Here is a 17,592-nt window from a genome sequence, read left to right as displayed (position 1 = left end):
TCCTGTTTATTATTCGACCTCAAGCTCCTTGACCCGCATCTCGGTACCGCCGGTTGCTTGAACCGGGTGCCCGCCGCAGACAGGACAGGGGTCGTACAGCGCCGCCAGCGGCACCGTCTGATTACAATTAAAGCACAAACCCTGGCCTAACACCCTGATTACAGTCAAGGTGGCGCCTTCGGCCAGCGTACCGCGACTGACCGCGTCAAAACAGAAACGCATCGCATCGGCCTCGACCGCAGCCAGATCACCAATTTCGAGCCACACCGACCTGACGCGCCCGAACCGCTGTTCGCGCGCGGCCTCCTCGACTATCTGCAGGATACCCATGGCCAGTGACATCTCATGCATCCCTGATCCTCAGTTCGCAAGCGACGCAGGGATCGAGCGACAAGACCAGACGACGAGCCGCCATTACCGCTTTGGCACGGTTGGCCGCCGGTCGAGCGTCGATCTCGCGGACGAACGAGCCTTGGGGGTGGAAGTTCCACTCGGTCGGGGCGACGATGACGTACCGCCCTATCCGGTCACCATCGAGCTGGATCTGGTGCAGCAAGGTGCCGCGTGCCGTCTCGACGCAGGCCAGCCCGCAGCCGTCGCCAAGCGTCGTCGAATCAAGCCAGGTGACCAGACGTTGCCGGTCGGCCAGACCTTGCGCGAGCCAGCGCAAGTCAGCGTAGCGAGCGACCAGCCGCGCCTGCAGGCGGTGGCCAGCGGCCAGCAGTCCGGCCACCGCGGCATCGCCGGCACGGCGTGCCAGCACCCCGGTTTCAGCCGGCTGGCCGGCGAAGGTCGGCAACTCGGCAAAAGACTCGGCACCGATGTGTGCCGCCCATTCGGCTGCCGACAGCATCGGCAACAGGACTCCTGCAGCCACGGCCGCGTCGTCGTCCAGCGCTGGCGATCTTTCCGATCCAAGCCAGGCAGCGAGCTCGCCGCCCAGCGCTGCCGCCTCCGCCTGATCGGCCACTCTCTTGAGGCGCTGCCGCCAGCCGAGGAATTCGCTCTGCCTGGCGGGCTGACCAGCTAGCGGCGGCCAGTCGAGCAATAGCCGCCAGAGGTGTTCGCCGATCGCCTCGAGCGCAACGGCCAAGGCGGGGGCCGCAGCGCTGCTCGCCGCCTGTTCGCCGCGCGCCGCCGCCAGGGACAGTCGTGCGGCTGCTTCCTGCGCCCGCGGGCAGAGGCCGAACAGGCGCGGAATCAACTCGAGGACGCGCGCAGCCGGCAGTCCACTGAGCGCGCGCGCCACCGCTGGCCGCGTCGAGACGACATCGGCAGCAACGATCTGCTTCCCGTCCCACGTCAGTGTCAGCGCCAGAGACCCGGGTTCCACCGCCACACTCCTTAAAAAGTGTCTGCAAAGAATACTAAAAGCCTTTGAATCGATTTTGATTTTCGTCAATCCGGGGCTAAACTCGCGGGTTCACAATACGCCCTCGCCGGCCTTGGCCACTTCCCGGATCTCCTCCTGCATGCTTGAAGCTTCCAATCTGGAATGCGTACGCGGTGAACGCCGCCTGTTCGCCGACGTCAGCTTCCGGCTTGAAGGGGGCGAAATGCTCTACCTGCAGGGCATGAATGGCTCGGGAAAGACCAGCCTGCTGCGCATGTTGTGCGGCCTGACGCCAGCAGCGAGTGGCGAGATCCGCTGGCGAAGCCATCCGATCGGCAAGCTCGGCGAGACCTTCCGGAGCGAACTTTGCTACCTCGGCCACCATAACGCGATCAAGGAGGAACTGACGCCGCTCGAGAACATCCTGTCGTCGGCCAGGCTGGCGCAGGAGTCACTCGACGAGGAAGCCGCGCTCGATGCGCTTGAACTGGTCGGACTGCACGGCCGCGAGGATCTCGCTTGCCGCTATCTGTCGCAGGGGCAGAAGCGGCGCGCGGCGCTCGCTCGCCTGGTGCACGAAAAGCGTGCCCTGTGGATACTCGATGAACCCTACGTGGCGCTCGACCGGGCGGCAATCCAGCTTATCGCCGGCCTGGTTGGCGCTCACCTGCAGCGCGGCGGACTGGCTGTGCTGACCACCCACCAGGCGGTCGCCGTCCCGGCGGCGGCGGTGCGTGAACTCTGGCTTGGCGCCGATGATGCAACGCAGCAACGCTTCTAGTTAACAAGATGCTAATATTGATCCGTGCCGTCATCGGCCGCGACTTGCGACTGGCGATGCGGCGGCAGGCCGACATCGTCGCGGCAATGTTCTTTTTCATCATCGTCGTCAGCCTGTTTCCACTCGGCGTCGGGCCCGAACCAGATCAGCTGCGCAAGTTGGCACCCGGCGTTCTATGGGTGGCGGCGCTGCTGGCGACGATGCTCTCGCTGCCGCGGCTGTTCGCCGAAGATCATCGTGACGGCACCCTCGAACAACTGGCGCTGGCGCCACAACCGCTAGGCCTGGTCGTGCTCGGCAAGGTGATCGCGCACTGGCTGGTTGCCGGCCTGCCGCTGGTGCTGCTGGCACCGGTGTTGGGCATTCAGTTCGACCTCGCCGGCGATGCGCTGGCAGTATTGACCCTGTCGCTGCTGATCGGCACGCCGGCCCTGTCCGGCATTGGAGCGATCGGTGCGGCACTGACGCTGGGGGTACGCGGCGGCGGCGTTCTCTTGTCGCTGCTGGTGCTGCCGCTGTACATTCCGGTGCTGATCTTCGGCGCCGGCGCGGTCGACGCGACGGTCAGCGGCCTCGGGCCGCAAGCCCACCTGTCGCTGCTTGGCGCTCTCGCGCTGGGCGGCGTGTTTTTTGCGCCGTGGCCGACGGCCGCGGCGCTTAGAGTTGCCCTGGAATAGATGAGTAACAGAGTGATCAACTGGTTCCGATACGCCAGCCCGCAGACCTTCTACCCGCTGGCCGGCAGGCTGATTCCGTGGTTCTGGGCGCTGGCGGCGATCTTTGGCGTCGCCGGCCTGACGATCGGCTTCCTCGTCGCACCGACCGACGCACAGCAGGGGGAAGGCTATCGAATCATCTTCCTGCATGTGCCGGCGTCGTGGATGTCGATGTTCATCTACCTGGTGATGGCCTTCTGGGCGGCCATGGGCCTGGCTTTCAACACCCGCCTGTCGGGCATGATGGCGTCGGCACTGGCACCGACCGGCGCCCTCTTCGCCTTCCTCTCGCTGTGGACCGGCGCCCTGTGGGGCAAACCGATGTGGGGCACCTGGTGGGTCTGGGACGCGCGCCTGACCTCCGAGTTGATCCTGCTCTTTCTGTATATCGGCTTCATCGCCCTGCAGGCGGCGATCGACGATCCGCGCCGGGCCGACAAGGCCGGCGCCATTCTGGCGCTGGTCGGCGTGGTGAACATTCCGATCATCTATTTTTCCGTCAAGTGGTGGAATACGCTGCACCAGGGGGCGTCGGTCAGCCTGACGAAAGCGCCCAGCATGGCCGCTTTGATGCTCTGGGGCATGCTGCTCTGCGCCCTGGCCTGCTGGATGTACAGCATCGCCATCGCCCTGATGCGGGTACGAACGATCATGCTCGAACGCGAGCGGCACACCGACTGGGTGCGGGCGCTGCTCGCCGAGAAGGAGTAAGGACATGCACTGGAACAGCCTGGCCGACTTTCTGGCGATGGGCAGCCACGGCCTCTACGTCTGGGGATCGGTGGCGGTGATGGCTCTGCTGATGCTGGCGGAACCGACGCTGCTGCTGCAGGGTCGGAAGAGACTGATCGCACGCCTCAAACGCCAGTACCGTGCCGAGCAATCGGAAGCCAGGCTGAAGAGCCAGACCAACACCGGCAGGAGCAGGGATTGAAACCACGTCACAAACGCATTGCGCTGATCATCGGCGGCCTGGCGATTCTCGGCCTGGTCGCGACGCTGGTGCTCAACGCCTTCCAGAGCAACCTGGTCTTCTTCTTCTCGCCGACCCAGGTCGCCGCCGGCGAGGCGCCAAGAGGCAAGAGCTTCCGTATCGGGGGCATGGTCAAGGAAGGTTCTCTGCAGCGCGAGAGCGACGGCGTCACGATGCGCTTCGTTGTCACCGACACCGACAAGGACATGATGGTCGCCTACAAGGGGATCCTGCCGGACCTCTTCCGCGAAGGAAAGGGTGTCGTCGCGCAGGGCAAGCTCGGCGATGATGGCGTCTTCGCCGCCAGCGAGGTGCTCGCCAAGCACGACGAGAACTACATGCCGCCCGAAGCCGCCAAGGCTGTCGGCGATGCGCACGAGCGGGCAGCAGCCAACAAGGCGGCGGCGGAAGCAACTGCCAGGACCATCAAGCAGTAATTCGGATGAGACACCCATGATCCCGGAACTCGGTACCTTCGCCCTCGTCCTCGCGCTGTGCGTCGCCTTGGCGCAGGGCACACTGCCACTGATCGGCGCGCACACCAACCGAGCACAGTGGATTGCGCTGGCGCGTCCGGCGGCCATCGCGCTGGCGCTGCTGCTGGCGGTTGCCTTCGGCTGCCTGACCACCGCCTTCGTCCAGAACGATTTCTCGGTGGTCTATGTCGCGCAACATTCGAACACGCTGTTGCCGCTGCAATACCGCATCGCCGCCGTCTGGGGCGGACACGAGGGCTCGCTGCTGCTGTGGGTGCTGATGCTGGCGCTGTGGGCGCTGGCGGTTGCGCTGCGCTCGCAGCAGTTGCCCGATCACATGGTCGCCCGCGTGCTTGGCGTTCTCGGACTGCTCAGCGCGGGCTTTCTGCTCTTCATCCTGTTGACCTCGAACCCCTTTGGTCGACTGCTGCCGGGTGCCGAGGAGGGGCGCGACCTCAACCCGCTGCTGCAGGATCCAGGCCTGATCATTCACCCGCCGATGCTGTACATGGGCTACGTCGGCTTCTCGGTTGCCTTTGCTTTTGCCATCGCCGCACTCCTCTCGGGGCAGCTCGATGCTGCCTGGGCGCGCTGGTCACGGCCATGGACCACCGCCGCGTGGGTCTTTCTGACCCTCGGCATAGCCCTCGGCTCGTGGTGGGCTTACTACGAACTCGGCTGGGGCGGCTGGTGGTTCTGGGATCCGGTCGAGAACGCCTCGTTCATGCCCTGGCTGGTCGGCACGGCACTGGTGCACTCGCTGGCAGTGACCGAAAAGCGCGGTAGCTTCAAGAACTGGACCGTGCTGCTGGCGATCTCGGCGTTTTCGCTGTCGCTGCTCGGCACCTTCCTCGTCCGCTCCGGCGTGCTGACTTCGGTCCATGCCTTCGCGACCGATCCGACCCGTGGCATTTTCATCCTCGTCTTCCTGGTCGCCGTGATCGGCAGCTCGCTGGCTCTGTTTGCCTGGCGCGCGCCCAAGGTCGGCCTCGGCGGCCGCTTCGCCCTGCTCTCGCGCGAGTCGTTGCTGCTGACCAACAATGTGCTGCTGGTCGTCGCCTGCGCGTCGGTCCTGCTCGGTACGCTCTATCCGTTGCTGATCGATGCTCTTGGTGCAGGCAAACTGTCGGTCGGCCCGCCCTACTTCGACGCCGTCTTCGTGCCGCTGATGTTGCCGGCGGTATTCCTGATGGGCGTGGCGCCATTTGCACGCTGGAAGCAGACCAGCTTCGGCGAACTCGCGCGGACATTGCGCTGGGCCTTCGTTGCGGCGACGGTGGTCGGCGTCGGCGCGCCCTTCCTTTACGGCGACTGGAAGCCGATGGTTGCGCTGAGCCTGTTGCTGGCCGCGTGGATTGTCTTCAGTGCGCTGTTGAATCTTGTCGAGCGCGTGCAATCGACGCGTGCCGGCCAGTCGTTCCTGGCCGCCGTGCGCCGCCAGCCGCGCAGTTTCATCGGCATGCATGTAGCTCACACCGGCATCGCGGTGTTCATCGTCGGCGTCGCGATGGTCGGCGGCTACCATGCGGAAAAGGACGTCAAGATGGAGATTGGCGACACAGTCAGCGTCGGCGGTTACAGTTTCCGCTTCAACGGCGTCAGCCAACGGCAAGGCCCGAATTACCGGGCGCTGGTCGGCGATGTAGACCTGATCAAGGACGGCCGGACGCTTCGCAAGATGTTCCCCGAGAAGCGTTTCTATATCGTCTCGTCGATGCCGATGACCGAAGCGGCGATCGATACCGGCCTGCTGCGCGATGTCTATGTCTCGCTTGGCGAACCGATTGACAAGGCGAGGCCGGACGCCGCCTGGGCAGTTCGCGTCTACCACAAGCCATTCGTCGACTGGATCTGGGGGGGCTGCGTGCTGATGGGCCTCGGCGGCCTGCTCGCCATGAGCGACCGCCGCTATCGGATCAAGGCACGCACCAGGTCGCCGGCGACGCCATCCGCCACCGCGCCGCTGCCGCAGAACACCTAGGGGACTGCCGATGAACCGATTTCTCTGGCCGCTGGTCGGCTTTGTCGTCCTCGTCGTACTGCTCGCCGTCGGACTCCGGCTCAACCCCCGCGACGTGCCCTCGCCGCTGGTCGGCAAGCCGGCCCCGGCCTTCGCGCTGCCGCGCCTCGACACGCCTGACAAGGAGTTCTCGCCCAGGGAAATGCTCGGCGAGGTCTGGCTGCTCAACGTCTGGGCTTCGTGGTGCGTCTCCTGCCGCCAGGAACATCCGGTGCTGGTCGAACTGGCGAAACGCCAGACCGTGCCGCTGGTCGGTCTCAACTACAAGGAAGTGCGCGGCGACGGCGCGATCGACAGCGACAAGGTGGCCCCCGGCGACGAGAAGCGAATGGTCATCGAGCGTGCTGCCGGCTGGCTCCGACAACACGGCGACCCCTACACCCTGTCGGTGCTTGACGTGGACGGACGTGTCGGGATCGACTATGGCGTTTATGGCGTACCAGAGACCTACGTCATCGACAAGGCAGGCATCATCCGCATGAAACACACCGGGCCGATCACCCCCGAGGTCTTCTCCGGCAGGATTCTGCCGCTGCTGGCGGAGCTGTCGAAATGAAGCGCTGGCTGATGATCCTGCTGCTCGCCCTGGCTGGCACGGGCTGGCACGGGCTGCACGCGGGCGAAGCCAGGCCGCGGGCTGAGAACGAGCTGACCGAGAAACGCCTGGTTGCCATTTCGTCCGAGTTGCGCTGCCTGGTCTGCCAGAACGAGTCGCTCGCCGGTTCCAATGCCGAACTGGCCGTGGACCTGCGGCGCGAAATCCGCACACTGATCAACGACGGCAAGAGCGACACCGAGATCATGGAATTCATGGTCAGCCGCTACGGCGACTTCGTCCGCTACCGGCCGCCGCTGAAAGGCAGCACGCTGTTATTGTGGTTCGGCCCCGGTCTGCTGTTCGTCGCTGGCCTGCTGGCGCTGGTGCTGTACCTGCGCCGGCGCGACCGGGCGATCAAGGACACGCCGCTGACTGCCGAAGAACAGCGCCGGGCCGAGGCCCTGCTGCAGGACCAGGATTCTCGCCAGGGACAACCATGAGCGCTTTCATCATCGTCGCGGCAATGCTGGTCGTCGCCATCATCGCCATCCTGCTGCCACCGCTCTGGCGTCTGCCAAAGCCCTCGGGCAGCGGCGACCGCCGGGAAGCCAACCTGGCGATCTTTCGTGATCAGGTCGCCGAACTCGAGCGTGAGCGCGAGGATGGCTCGCTCGCTGAAGCCGACTTCGTGCAGGCGCAGGCAGAACTGCAGCGCCGCCTGCTCGACGAGGTCGAAGCGCTGCCGGCGCCGGCAGCAACCCGCACCCAGGCCAGCCGCAAGACCGCCTTCGCCCTGCTCCTGATCATCCCGCTCGCCGCCGCTACCGGCTATCTCCTGCTCGGCGACCCACGCGCGCTTGACCCGCTGCAGAGGCAGGCCCGCATCGCTCCGGAACAGATGGAGGGGATGCTCGCCGGCCTGGTCGAGAAGCTGAAGAAGAACCCTGACGACAGCAAGGGCTGGGTGATGCTGGCGCGTTCATACAAGGTCCTTGGGCGCTTCCCTGAGGCTGCCAACGCCTACGGTCGTGCCGGCGCGCTCGTCAACCAGGACGCGACATTGCTTGCCGATTATGCCGAGGTCCTCAGCCAGATCAACGGCGGCAACCTGCAGGGCAAGCCGACCGAGCTCATCGAGCGGGCGCTGAAGCTTGACGCCAACGAACCGCAGGCGCTTCTGCTCGCCGGCGCCGCCGCCAGCGAGCGGCAGGACTTTGCGGCCGCCGCCGAACACTGGTCGCGTCTGCTGGTCCAGCTTGAGCCGGGGTCCGATGACGCGAAAGCCCTCGAAGCTGCCGTCAGCAAGGCGCGCGAGATCGCAGCCACGCAGGCTGGCGACGGCAGATCTGCCGGCAAGCCAGCAGCCACTACCGGCGCGGTCAGCGGGGAGGTGACGCTGAGCGGCAAACTAGCGGGGCAAGTAAAGCCTGACGATGTGCTGTTCGTCTTTGCCCGTTCGCAAGAGGGGCCTCGCATGCCGCTGGCTGCGATGCGGGCGACGGTCGCCGATTTGCCGCTAAGCTTCCGCTTCGATGACTCGATGGCGCTGGCGGGCGGCAATAAGCTCTCGGACTTCGCTACCGTTAGCATCGAGGCGCGTATCGTCAAGGCGGGTCAGGCGCAAAGCTCGAGTGGCGACCTCTTCGGCACGCTGACCGGCGTCAAACCCGGCAGCCACAAGCTGCGCCTGCTGATCGACCAGGTCCAGCCTTGAATTCTCGGCCCCGCTTTTTTGCCCTCGGTCCCGGACTTGATGCTTGTAACCGCGCGCCGGGCCACGAATGCGGACATGCAGTGAAATCGGAGAACTGGCGCAGGCCTGCTATCCTGCAAGGATGCAGCCCCCTCGCCCCGACCGCCGGTATGCCGATCCCACTCGGCGGCTTCGCTGCCGGCAGCGTCCGCCGGGTTGGGCTTCAGACCGCCACACGGCTACCGGGAGCCTGTAACCATGACCTACACCTTTGCTTCAGCGACCATCCTGCTGATTCTGATCACCGACCCGATCGGGAATATCCCGATCTTCGCCAATGCGCTCCGGCACGTCGCTCCGCAGCGTCGACCATGGGTGATCCTGCGCGAGGTCTTGATTGCCTTCGTTCTCCTGCTGACCTTCATGTTCATCGGCGAAGGCTTTCTGCAATTGATGAACCTGAGCGAGTTGTCGCTGCAGATCGGTGGCGGCGTCATCCTGTTCCTGATCGCGCTGCGGATGATTTTCCCGCCACCGCGCGCTGACACAGCAGAGCCCGCCGGCGAACCGCTGATCGTGCCGCTGGCAATCCCGGCCATCGCCGGGCCCTCGGCGCTAGCCACGGTGCTCTTGCTGGTCTCGCAGGCGCCAGACCGGCGCATGGAGTGGATTGGCGCCCTCTGCATCACCATGGCAGTAAGCGCCATCATACTGGTACTTGCCGAGCGCATTCAGCGCGTGGCGGGCGATCGCTTCGTGGTCGCCCTTGAACGCCTGATGGGCCTGGTGCTGGTGGCGATGTCGATTGAAATGATGCTACGAGGCATCAAGAGCTTCGCTCTGCAACTGGCGCGCGGCTAAATGGCGCACGTGCTCGGCACCCGCAGCCAATCCGGACGCCAAAGCAAGGCGTGTCGACTATACTTTGTTTGTCGGCTGGCTCGCATCTGAACGCTCGGTGAAGGGAGAAATCGATGTCCCACGGAATACAGGCCCCCGCCTGGCCTACCCTCCTGGCATTGGCGCTGGCGGTGAGCGTCACGTCCGCATGTTATGTGGTCCCGATGGCGGGGCCTGACGGTACCATTCAATACGCCCACTACCCCTTGCCGCCAGTCGGAACGCCGCTGCCACCGCCGGCAGCCGGCCCGGCGCCCGCGACACTCCCGGTCAAGCTGTATCCGGTCAATCAGCAGGCGACTCATACCGGGGTCATCAGCGGCAATGTAACCAACATGATGACCGGCAAGGGTCGTTTCATCGTCAATTACCTGGGCGAGGTATTGAACGGGGAGGCAACACGCGTATCCACTGAGGAAAAGCGGGGCGTAGCGAGCGCCTTCAGCCCTGGTGGCATGTACATGTCGTGCGAGTATCAGATGAACACACCCTACCAGGGGGCGGGAACCTGCTCGTTTGCCAACGGCGCCAAGTACCAGATGCACATCGGCAACTGACCCGGCAACGAGGATCTGCATACCAGGCCGACTGGCCGGCGGCTTTGCGCCGAGAGCAATGCGCCGATCCTCTCGCGTCACTCAACCGTTCACCCTGGCGCCATCCTGCGAAGACACATCAGCTTGAGGACTGCCGTCTGCGCCGTCGCCAGGCCTTGATCAGGTACAGGCGCCAGGCAGCCTTGGTTGCCGTGTAGCCAACGATCGCAAGGCTACTGGCAAGAGCTATGAGGCCCACCGCCAGCGGTTTGGCAACGGCGAGCATCCAGGTCTGCATCGCCTCGGTCCAATCGGTAAAGGCCGCAATGCTGAAGGCGGGCGGAACGAGGAATCCGCTACCGTCGCCGATGAGCAAACGGCCAATCTGGTAAGCCACCAGATAGAGAGGAACAATGGTGAAAGGGTTGGTGTAGAGCGTGACCAGCAGCGCCAACGGGAGGTTGACGCGGAAGGTCAGCGCACTGACCGCTGCCCCGATCATTTGCAGCGGCCCGGGAATCAACCCGCAGAACAGGCCGGCCGCGACCGCCCCGGCAGCCGAGTGACGATTGAGATGCCACAGCCGCGGGTGCAGCAAGGACGACTGGAACGGCCGCAACCAAGGATTGCGGCGAATGGACTCATGGTCTGGGAGGTATTTTCTCAGCTGGCGGCGCATGCTCCGAATTATCCCAGAAACCATAGTGGAGCATGCCCACTGGGGTTTTCTGGCCGACGCCCGGCAAAGTGCGAGGAAACCGTTTGGCCAGGCACAGCGAGGCTTGTCGGGACGGCCTGCACTTTGTTCCTTGCTTTGACTCCCATGACATGGGTGCGGGTATTGCCTGCCGACATCAAAGACACAGCAGAGGATGAACCGGATAATCCTGCTTCCCCTAGCACTCTTCCCACGGAGAATCTCATGCATGCCTGTGATCAGCCCACCATCGACGCCATCTATCCTTTCGACGCCCGCGGCATCGCCAAGCGTTTTCGCCATGCGGCGATTTTCGGCGCGCTCGACGCGCTGATGCCGGGAGAAACCATGCGTTTCTGCAATGACCACGATCCCCTCCCCTTGCTCGCCCAACTGCAAAGCCGCTACGGTGATACGCTGGCAATCAGCTACCTGCAGCGCGAGCACGGGGCCATCGTCATCGACTTAGCCCGGAAAGCCTGACACCGGCGTCCTGCGCCCGCAGGCCGGGCAAGAGCCCGTCCAGGAGCAAGCGGAACCGCCGGGAAGAAACCTGTCGGGGTCGAGGTACCACTTCATCGAGCAGGAAAAGGTCGTGCTGATCTACCTGGGTTTTTCCGCCATCGCCACCGTCCTCGCGGCGCTCGTCCTGCTGCGCTTTGGCGAGGCGTCGCCAGCGGCAGTCACCCACCTGGTGTTCGTGATCGGCATCATGCCGCTGATCGTCGGTGCCATCACCCATTTCGTCCCCGTCCTGACCCGCAGTGGCAGGGCACCCCGAAGCCTTTTGCTGGCACCTCTCGGCCTGCAGTTGGCAGGTTGGCTGGCCTTTCTCGATTTCAGGGGTGAAATGCCAGCCGCGGTGACCGCGGCAATCGGCGCGCTGGTGATCACCGTCTTCCTTGGCGGATGGCTGGTGCTGCGCGCCAGGCGCACGCTCGGGCGAGCTCACCCTGGCTGGCGCTGGTACCTCGCGGCCGTTTTCTTTTTGGCCATGGCCCTGATTCTCGTCCCGGCCATGAACTGGTGGCCGCAGGCGCGACCAGAATTGCGCCTGCTGCATCTGCATCTCAATACGCTCGGCTTTGTCGGCCTGACCGCACTAGGCACCCTGCAGGTTCTGCTGCCCACGGTGCTGGGGGGTCCCGATGCCGATGCCGCAAAACGGCTGCAGCATGATTTGCCGTACGCCATCGGCGGGGTTCTGATGGCTGGCTTCGGTGCTGCCTTCTGGCTGCCGCTGGCGCTGGCCGGTGCGGCCCTCCTGGCCTATGTCGGGTTCAGGATCCTTGTCTCCTGGCTGCGGCGCTATGGAGCGAGGGCGCTTGCGTCCGATGGGGTTACGGCGCCGCTGGTCGGGGCACTGTGCGGCTTCCTGCTGCTCCTTGCCCTGGGTATGGCCCATGGTCTGGGAATTCTCGCTGGCCGAGACGCGGTGCCGGCGTTTGTCGTCGCCTTTCTCTTGGCAATGGTCACCGGCGCCCTGACGCAGCTACTACCCGTCTGGTTACACCGCGGCAAACGTACGCCAGCCCGTGAGCGAATGCACGCGGCGCTGCGCCGCGGCGGCGTCCTACGCGCGCTCTTGTTTGGCCTTGGCGGTATCTTGCTGGGCTTGGGAATCGGCGAGGGGATCTGGTCAGCAGTTCTGGGCCTACTGTCCTTCATGATCGTGCTGATTCGCTCGCTGCTCGGATCGAGCCCCGCGCGGGATCCTGAGGACGGCTAGTTTTTGCCATATAAACATATTACTAAACGATTTTCGTAAAATGCGTCTTAAGATCTCCTAGCAGGGTCCGTTGATCAGGGTATGACTCACCCTGGAAGACATCCGTGTCGGAGACAGCAAAATGTTGAAGCATGAGCACTCATCCCTGGTCCATTCGTCCCGGCGTGCGTCCGGCCGCCTGCACCGGCGCCCCGCTCTCCTGGCCATGACGCTTGCCATACCGCCGCAAGCTGTCCTGTCAACAACTGGCGGCCGTATGCACTACCCGCACGTTCGCCGCAGCAATGCTTCCGGAGCGCAGACGGCGATGCTGGAACTACTGGCAGCCGAAGCGCATATTCGGGTTCTCGAACAGGCCCTGAGCGACGCCCGTGCCACCGCATTGGCCGACCCCCTCACCGGCGCGCTCAACCGTCGGGGCTTTGACGAGGCTTACCAGCGGGAACTGGCACGTTCGCGCCGTCGTGGCGGCCAACTGGCCTTGGCGCTGATCGATCTTGACGACTTCAAGCGCCTGAATGACACCCTCGGACACCAAGTGGGCGACGCGGCACTGGTCCATCTGGTCAGTGTTCTGCGCAAGGCACTGCGCCCCTCGGATATTCTCTGCCGCTTCGGCGGCGAGGAGTTTGTCGTACTGATGCCGGATACGCCACTCAACGACGCGGCGGCGGCGATTGCACGCTTTCAGCGGCAACTCGCGACGCATGCCATCCCGGGGCAGGATGCTGTCCTGACCTTCAGTGCAGGCGTCGTTGTCCAGCAACCCAGCGAATCGCTCGAGCACTCGATTCTGCGCGCAGACGCGGCGACCTATGCGGCCAAGCACGCGGGCAAGAATTGCGTCGTCAAGGGCTGAGCGTTCTCCGGTCGGCAGGCCGCCACCCTCCGGCGACAAGCCGGGAGCATGGTAGACTGCTCGTTCGCTGCCCTCTCTCCGCATTCCCATTACGGTCATCACCATGCGCTATATCTCGACTCGCGGTCACGCCTCCAGGACTCCCGATTCATCCGGCCGGACGTTCACCGAGATTCTGCTTGGTGGACTGGCACCGGACGGCGGTCTCTACCTCCCGGAGTCCTATCCGTTGGTCAGCCCTGCCCAACTCGAGCAGTGGCGGCGGCTATCGTATGCTGATCTGGCCTACGCCGTGCTTTCCAGCTTCATCGACGACATCCCGGCAGCCGACCTGGAGCTTCTGGTCCGCCGCACCTACACCGCGGAAGTCTACTGCAACGGCCGCGGCGGCACCGAGGCCAGCGACATCACCCCCTTGCGCTGGCTGGAACCGCCCGACCCGGCACGCGGCGAAGGGGGACTGGCAATCCTCGAGCTGTCCAACGGCCCGACCCTCGCCTTCAAGGACATGGCGATGCAGTTACTCGGCAACCTCTTCGAGTATGTGCTGGCAAAACGAGGGGAGAACATCAATATTCTCGGCGCCACCTCCGGGGACACCGGTTCGTCAGCGGAATATGCGATGCGCGGCAAACAAGGTGTGCGGGTCTTCATGCTCTCGCCACACGAGCGGATGAGCACGTTTCAGCGTGCCCAGATGTATTCCCTGCACGATGCCAATATTCATAACATCGCGGTGCGTGGCACCTTTGATGATGCTCAGGATATCGTCAAGGCGGTGTCCAATGATCACGCCTTCAAGGCAAAGTACCAGATCGCCGCAGTCAACTCGATCAACTGGGCACGTGTTGCCGCGCAGGTCATCTACTACTTCAAGGGCTACTTCGCGGCGACTGGCGAAACTGGCATGGAGAGCAGCCAGCAGGTTGCCTTTGCGGTCCCCTCCGGCAACTTCGGCAATATCTGCGCCGGTCACATTGCGCGCATGATGGGCCTGCCAATCGGCCGCCTGGTCCTGGCGACCAACGAGAATGACGTCCTTGACGAGTTCTTCCGTACGGGCGTCTACCGGCCACGCGCCACTACCGAAACCTGCGCCACGTCGAGCCCCTCGATGGATATCTCGAAGGCTTCCAACTTCGAGCGATTTGTCTTTGATCTTGTTGGCCGCGATCCGGCAATGATTCGCAAGTTGTGGTCCGAGGTCGATGCCGGCCGCAGCTTTGACCTGTCCGGCACACCTTTTTTCGCCCGACTGCCAGAGTTCGGTTTTGTTTCAGGCAAGAGCACGCACGCCGATCGCCTGACAACAATCCGTCGAACCTATGACAAATATGGCTTGATGATCGACACGCATACGGCCGATGGGCTCAAGGTCGGCAGCGAGTTGCGGACGCCCGAAATGCCGATGGTGGTCCTCGAGACAGCCTTGCCAGCCAAGTTCGAGGAAACCATTGTCGAGGCCCTCGGCCGCAAACCGGAACGTCCAGCCAGCCTGGAGGGAATCGAGAACCTGCCGCAACGGGTGGCGGTCGTGGACGTCAGTGTTGATGTGGTGAAGCAATTCATCAAGGATCACGTCTGCTGATGGTTGGCAGGCTCCGCCTCCAGCAGTACGTGCTGAGCGTAGAATCCCCCGTTAGAGGTAAATTACGGCTGGAAAGACGGCAACCGCGAGCAACAGCACCAGCCATTCAAGATTATGCCGGGCCAGGAATCCCGTAAAGTGCATGATCAGAATCGTGATCGCCACTACGTAAAACAGCAGAAATAGCGTCATACCCTCTTCTCCATTCTTTTGCGCAAGCCGCAACGGCCAGCCTGCTTTGCGTTGCTCGGGCCGGATTATATAACGGCTTTCCTGCTGTTCCTGTCACAGATCCTGCTGCCTGAACGCGCAGGGCCCTGGCTCAACGGCTCCGGACTTCTCCTGCGACGGCTGCGGCTTGCTAGGCCTGGAAACGCATCGACAGATCGACGGCACGTACGTCCTTGGTCAGGCCACCAATCGAAATCCGATCGACACCGGTTTCGGCGATGGCACGTACGGTTTTCAGGCTGACGTTGCCCGAAGCTTCGAGCACGGCAGCGCCGGCGGCAATCGCCACTGCTTCGCGCATCTGGTCGAGACTCATGTTGTCGAGCAGAATCATTTCTGCACCGGCGGCGAGCGCCTGCCGCAACTCGGCCAGTGTTTCGACTTCGATCTGCACAAACTGGCAGCTGCCGGCCGCGTTCGCGGCGATCTGCCGCGCGACAGCCAGCGCGGCAGCAATACTGCCGGCAGCAACGATATGATTTTCCTTGATCAGGATGCCGTCATAAAGGCCGAGGCGGTGATTGCCACCGCCACCGCATCTGACCGCGTACTTCTGTGCCAGCCGCAAGCCAGGAACCGTCTTCCGCGTGTCAACCACCTGCGCCCGTGTACCTGCCACCAGATCGGCGTATTGCCGGGCCTTGGTGGCCACAGCAGAAAGCAGTTGCAGGAAGTTGAGCGCGCTCCGTTCACCGGTGAGCAGCGCGCGCGCCGGCCCAGCAATTTCGCACACCACCTGACTAGGGCTTACCTCCTGGCCATCCTGCGCCTTCCAGGTGACAACGACGGCCGGATTGAGCTTTCTGAAGCAGCGCTCGAACCAGGCAGTACCACAGAGAATGGACTTCTCGCGCGAGAGGACGGTCGCCCGACCGACCGCGCCGACGGGAACGAGTTGCGCGGTCAGGTCGCCACTCCCGACATCCTCAGTGAGCGCCGCCGAGACGTTACGCTCGATTTCAGCGTCGAGCATGGCTGCAAAGGTCATGAGAATTCCCGTACACTAGGAGGCGAACGATAGAATTCTAACACCACCGGAGCTTCAAATGCTCGACCTGCTGCTGGTTGCCCTGGGCGTCCTGCTTGCCCTTTCCTTCATCGGCGCGCTGGTCTACCTTTATGTACAGGATGTCACGCAGGAAAAGCACGCCGTGTTGCGGAATTTTCCGCTGGTCGGCCATCTGCGCTACTTCTTCGAGCGCCTTGGCGAATATTTTCGCCAGTACTTTTTTCTTGGCGACCGCGACGAGATGCCCTTTGACCGGGCCACTCGCAGCTGGGTATACCGCATGGCGAAGAATGAAGGCGGCATCATCGGCTTCGGTTCGACCTACCGGATTCATGAGCCCGGTGCCCTCGTTTTCGTCAATGCCCCGTTTCCAGTGCTTGAGGACGAGCAGCAGGCAACACCCGCGGTCCTGATTGGCGAAGGCTATTGCCGGATACCCTTCGCCGGCCGGTCGCTGGTCAACATCAGCGCCATGAGTTTCGGCGCCATTTCCAGACCGGCCGTGCAGGCATTGTCGCGCGGCGCGGCGGCGGCCGGCTGCTGGCTGGACACCGGCGAGGGCGGGCTTTCTCCGTATCACCTCGAGGGTGGCTGCGACATCATCTTTCAGATCGGGACAGCGAAATACGGCGTGCGTGACGCAAGCGGCCAGTTGTCCGACGACCACCTGCGCCAACTGGCCGCCCACGAGACCGTACGCGCCTTCGAGATCAAGTTGTCGCAGGGCGCCAAGCCGGGCAAGGGTGGCGTCCTGCTGGGCAACAAGGTCACGCCCGAGATCGCCGAGATCCGCGGCATCCCGCTGGGGCGGGACTCCCTCAGCCCGAACCGTCACCGCGACATCGCCAACATCGATGAGCTGCTCGACCGAGTCGAACATGTTCGTGCAATAACAGGCAAGCCGGTCGGCGTTAAAACCGCGATCGGCGGCTGCAGCTTCATGGATCAGCTCACGGCGACGGTGGCGCGGCGGGGGCTGCAGGCGGCGCCCGATTTTCTCACCATCGATGGCGGCGAGGGTGGCAGCGGTGCCGCACCACAGGCGCTGGCAGATCACATGGCGCTGTCGATCGACGAGGCGCTGCCGTTGGTCACCGATGCGCTGCTTGCCAGCGGTCTGAAGGAACGGATTCGGGTCATCGCTGCCGGCAAGCTGGTGACGCCGGCCCGCGTCGCCTGGGCGCTTGCGGCGGGAGCTGATTTCGTGAATACGGCGCGCGGCTTCATGTTCTCGCTGGGCTGCATCCAGGCCTTGCGCTGCCATGCGAATACCTGTCCAACCGGGGTCACCACTCACGACCCACGCCTGCAACGCGGCCTCGTGGTCGAGGACAAGGCAGCGCGGGTAGCATCCTACTGTCGAAACATGAACAAGGAAATCGAAATGATCGCCCACTCCTGCGGTCTGCGTCACGCACGCGAGTTTCGACGCGAACATGTGCGCATCGTCCAGCCCTCCGGGCAGAGCGTCGCACTCGACAGCCTTTATCCCCATCCCGCGCCAGACGCCTGA

General features: G+C 63.8%; 21 protein-coding genes. 16 read left to right on the top strand and 5 right to left on the bottom strand.

The features are described from left to right. Positions 1 to 9: 9 nt before the first annotated feature. Positions 10 to 351, bottom strand: coding sequence for a hydrogenase maturation nickel metallochaperone HypA (gene hypA, locus V5B44_RS01985; protein ID WP_332357437.1), 342 nt, complete (start codon positions 349 to 351; stop codon positions 10 to 12). Further along, a complete protein-coding gene (locus V5B44_RS01980; RefSeq protein WP_332357436.1) occupies positions 344 to 1,333 on the bottom strand; it encodes a nickel-dependent hydrogenase large subunit in 990 nt (329 codons plus the stop codon). The genes hypA and V5B44_RS01980 overlap by 8 nt, the downstream gene beginning before the upstream one ends. A 139-nt stretch (positions 1,334 to 1,472) precedes the next feature. Here V5B44_RS01980 and ccmA point away from each other — a divergent pair, with 139 nt between their 5' ends. The 11 genes from ccmA to V5B44_RS01925 all read left to right on the top strand — a co-directional run bounded on the left by ccmA (position 1,473) and on the right by V5B44_RS01925 (position 9,987). Next, positions 1,473 to 2,114, top strand: coding sequence for a cytochrome c biogenesis heme-transporting ATPase CcmA (ccmA, locus tag V5B44_RS01975; protein WP_332357435.1), 642 nt, complete (start codon positions 1,473 to 1,475; stop codon positions 2,112 to 2,114). 8 nt (positions 2,115 to 2,122) lie between these two features. Then, positions 2,123 to 2,791, top strand: coding sequence for a heme exporter protein CcmB (gene ccmB, locus V5B44_RS01970; RefSeq protein ID WP_332357434.1), 669 nt, complete (start codon positions 2,123 to 2,125; stop codon positions 2,789 to 2,791). Then, positions 2,792 to 3,541, top strand: coding sequence for a heme ABC transporter permease CcmC (ccmC, locus tag V5B44_RS01965; protein WP_332357433.1), 750 nt, complete (start codon positions 2,792 to 2,794; stop codon positions 3,539 to 3,541). Positions 3,542 to 3,545: 4 nt separating this feature from the next. Further along, positions 3,546 to 3,764, top strand: coding sequence for a heme exporter protein CcmD (gene ccmD, locus V5B44_RS01960; protein ID WP_332357432.1), 219 nt, complete (start codon positions 3,546 to 3,548; stop codon positions 3,762 to 3,764). After that, positions 3,761 to 4,240: a cytochrome c maturation protein CcmE gene (gene ccmE, locus V5B44_RS01955; RefSeq protein WP_332357431.1), complete on the top strand. Its 480-nt coding sequence runs from the start codon at positions 3,761 to 3,763 to the stop codon at positions 4,238 to 4,240. Before ccmD ends, ccmE begins: the two co-directional genes overlap by 4 nt. A 16-nt stretch (positions 4,241 to 4,256) precedes the next feature. After that, positions 4,257 to 6,260 (top strand): heme lyase CcmF/NrfE family subunit, encoded by a 2,004-nt coding sequence (locus V5B44_RS01950; protein ID WP_332357430.1) that lies wholly within the window; start codon positions 4,257 to 4,259, stop codon positions 6,258 to 6,260. A 10-nt stretch (positions 6,261 to 6,270) separates the two neighbouring features. Beyond that, complete coding sequence (locus V5B44_RS01945; protein ID WP_332357429.1) at positions 6,271 to 6,855, top strand: DsbE family thiol:disulfide interchange protein; 585 nt, start codon at positions 6,271 to 6,273, stop codon at positions 6,853 to 6,855. Continuing rightward, positions 6,852 to 7,337, top strand: coding sequence for a cytochrome c-type biogenesis protein (locus V5B44_RS01940; protein WP_332357428.1), 486 nt, complete (start codon positions 6,852 to 6,854; stop codon positions 7,335 to 7,337). Before V5B44_RS01945 ends, V5B44_RS01940 begins: the two co-directional genes overlap by 4 nt. After that, entirely contained in the window at positions 7,334 to 8,551 is a 1,218-nt protein-coding gene (gene ccmI / locus V5B44_RS01935; RefSeq protein ID WP_332357427.1) for a c-type cytochrome biogenesis protein CcmI, read from the top strand. The genes V5B44_RS01940 and ccmI overlap by 4 nt, the downstream gene beginning before the upstream one ends. Before the next feature lie 237 nt (positions 8,552 to 8,788). Continuing rightward, positions 8,789 to 9,391: a MarC family protein gene (locus V5B44_RS01930; protein ID WP_332357426.1), complete on the top strand. Its 603-nt coding sequence runs from the start codon at positions 8,789 to 8,791 to the stop codon at positions 9,389 to 9,391. Between the two features lie 113 nt (positions 9,392 to 9,504). After that, the gene (locus V5B44_RS01925; protein WP_332357425.1) at positions 9,505 to 9,987 is read left to right on the top strand and encodes a hypothetical protein; all 483 of its coding nucleotides are present in this window, start codon (positions 9,505 to 9,507) and stop codon (positions 9,985 to 9,987) included. A 118-nt stretch (positions 9,988 to 10,105) separates the two neighbouring features. Here V5B44_RS01925 and V5B44_RS01920 read toward each other — a convergent pair whose 3' ends face one another. After that, positions 10,106 to 10,645, bottom strand: coding sequence for a DUF2062 domain-containing protein (locus V5B44_RS01920; protein ID WP_332357424.1), 540 nt, complete (start codon positions 10,643 to 10,645; stop codon positions 10,106 to 10,108). Positions 10,646 to 10,888: 243 nt separating this feature from the next. Here V5B44_RS01920 and V5B44_RS01915 point away from each other — a divergent pair, with 243 nt between their 5' ends. The 4 genes from V5B44_RS01915 to thrC all read left to right on the top strand — a co-directional run bounded on the left by V5B44_RS01915 (position 10,889) and on the right by thrC (position 14,839). Continuing rightward, positions 10,889 to 11,146, top strand: a complete 258-nt coding sequence (locus V5B44_RS01915) for a DUF2249 domain-containing protein (protein WP_332357873.1) — start codon at positions 10,889 to 10,891, stop codon at positions 11,144 to 11,146. 112 nt (positions 11,147 to 11,258) lie between these two features. Then, positions 11,259 to 12,392 (top strand): hypothetical protein, encoded by a 1,134-nt coding sequence (locus V5B44_RS01910; protein WP_332357423.1) that lies wholly within the window; start codon positions 11,259 to 11,261, stop codon positions 12,390 to 12,392. Positions 12,393 to 12,648: 256 nt separating this feature from the next. Then, entirely contained in the window at positions 12,649 to 13,251 is a 603-nt protein-coding gene (locus tag V5B44_RS01905) for a GGDEF domain-containing protein (RefSeq protein ID WP_332357422.1), read from the top strand. Positions 13,252 to 13,354: 103 nt separating this feature from the next. After that, positions 13,355 to 14,839, top strand: coding sequence for a threonine synthase (gene thrC, locus V5B44_RS01900; RefSeq protein WP_332357421.1), 1,485 nt, complete (start codon positions 13,355 to 13,357; stop codon positions 14,837 to 14,839). Positions 14,840 to 14,890: 51 nt separating this feature from the next. Here thrC and V5B44_RS01895 read toward each other — a convergent pair whose 3' ends face one another. Together V5B44_RS01895 and nadC are read right to left on the bottom strand one after the other, a co-directional pair. Then, a complete protein-coding gene (locus V5B44_RS01895; RefSeq protein ID WP_287634894.1) occupies positions 14,891 to 15,031 on the bottom strand; it encodes a hypothetical protein in 141 nt (46 codons plus the stop codon). A gap of 169 nt (positions 15,032 to 15,200) precedes the next feature. After that, a complete protein-coding gene (nadC, locus tag V5B44_RS01890) occupies positions 15,201 to 16,058 on the bottom strand; it encodes a carboxylating nicotinate-nucleotide diphosphorylase (protein WP_332357420.1) in 858 nt (285 codons plus the stop codon). A 58-nt stretch (positions 16,059 to 16,116) separates the two neighbouring features. Here nadC and V5B44_RS01885 point away from each other — a divergent pair, with 58 nt between their 5' ends. After that, the gene (locus V5B44_RS01885; RefSeq protein ID WP_332357419.1) at positions 16,117 to 17,592 is read left to right on the top strand and encodes an FMN-binding glutamate synthase family protein; all 1,476 of its coding nucleotides are present in this window, start codon (positions 16,117 to 16,119) and stop codon (positions 17,590 to 17,592) included.

Source organism: Candidatus Accumulibacter necessarius, assembly GCF_036625085.1.
The sequence above is the reverse complement of the archived record's forward strand: the minus strand, read 5'-3'. Positions and strand labels throughout refer to the sequence as shown.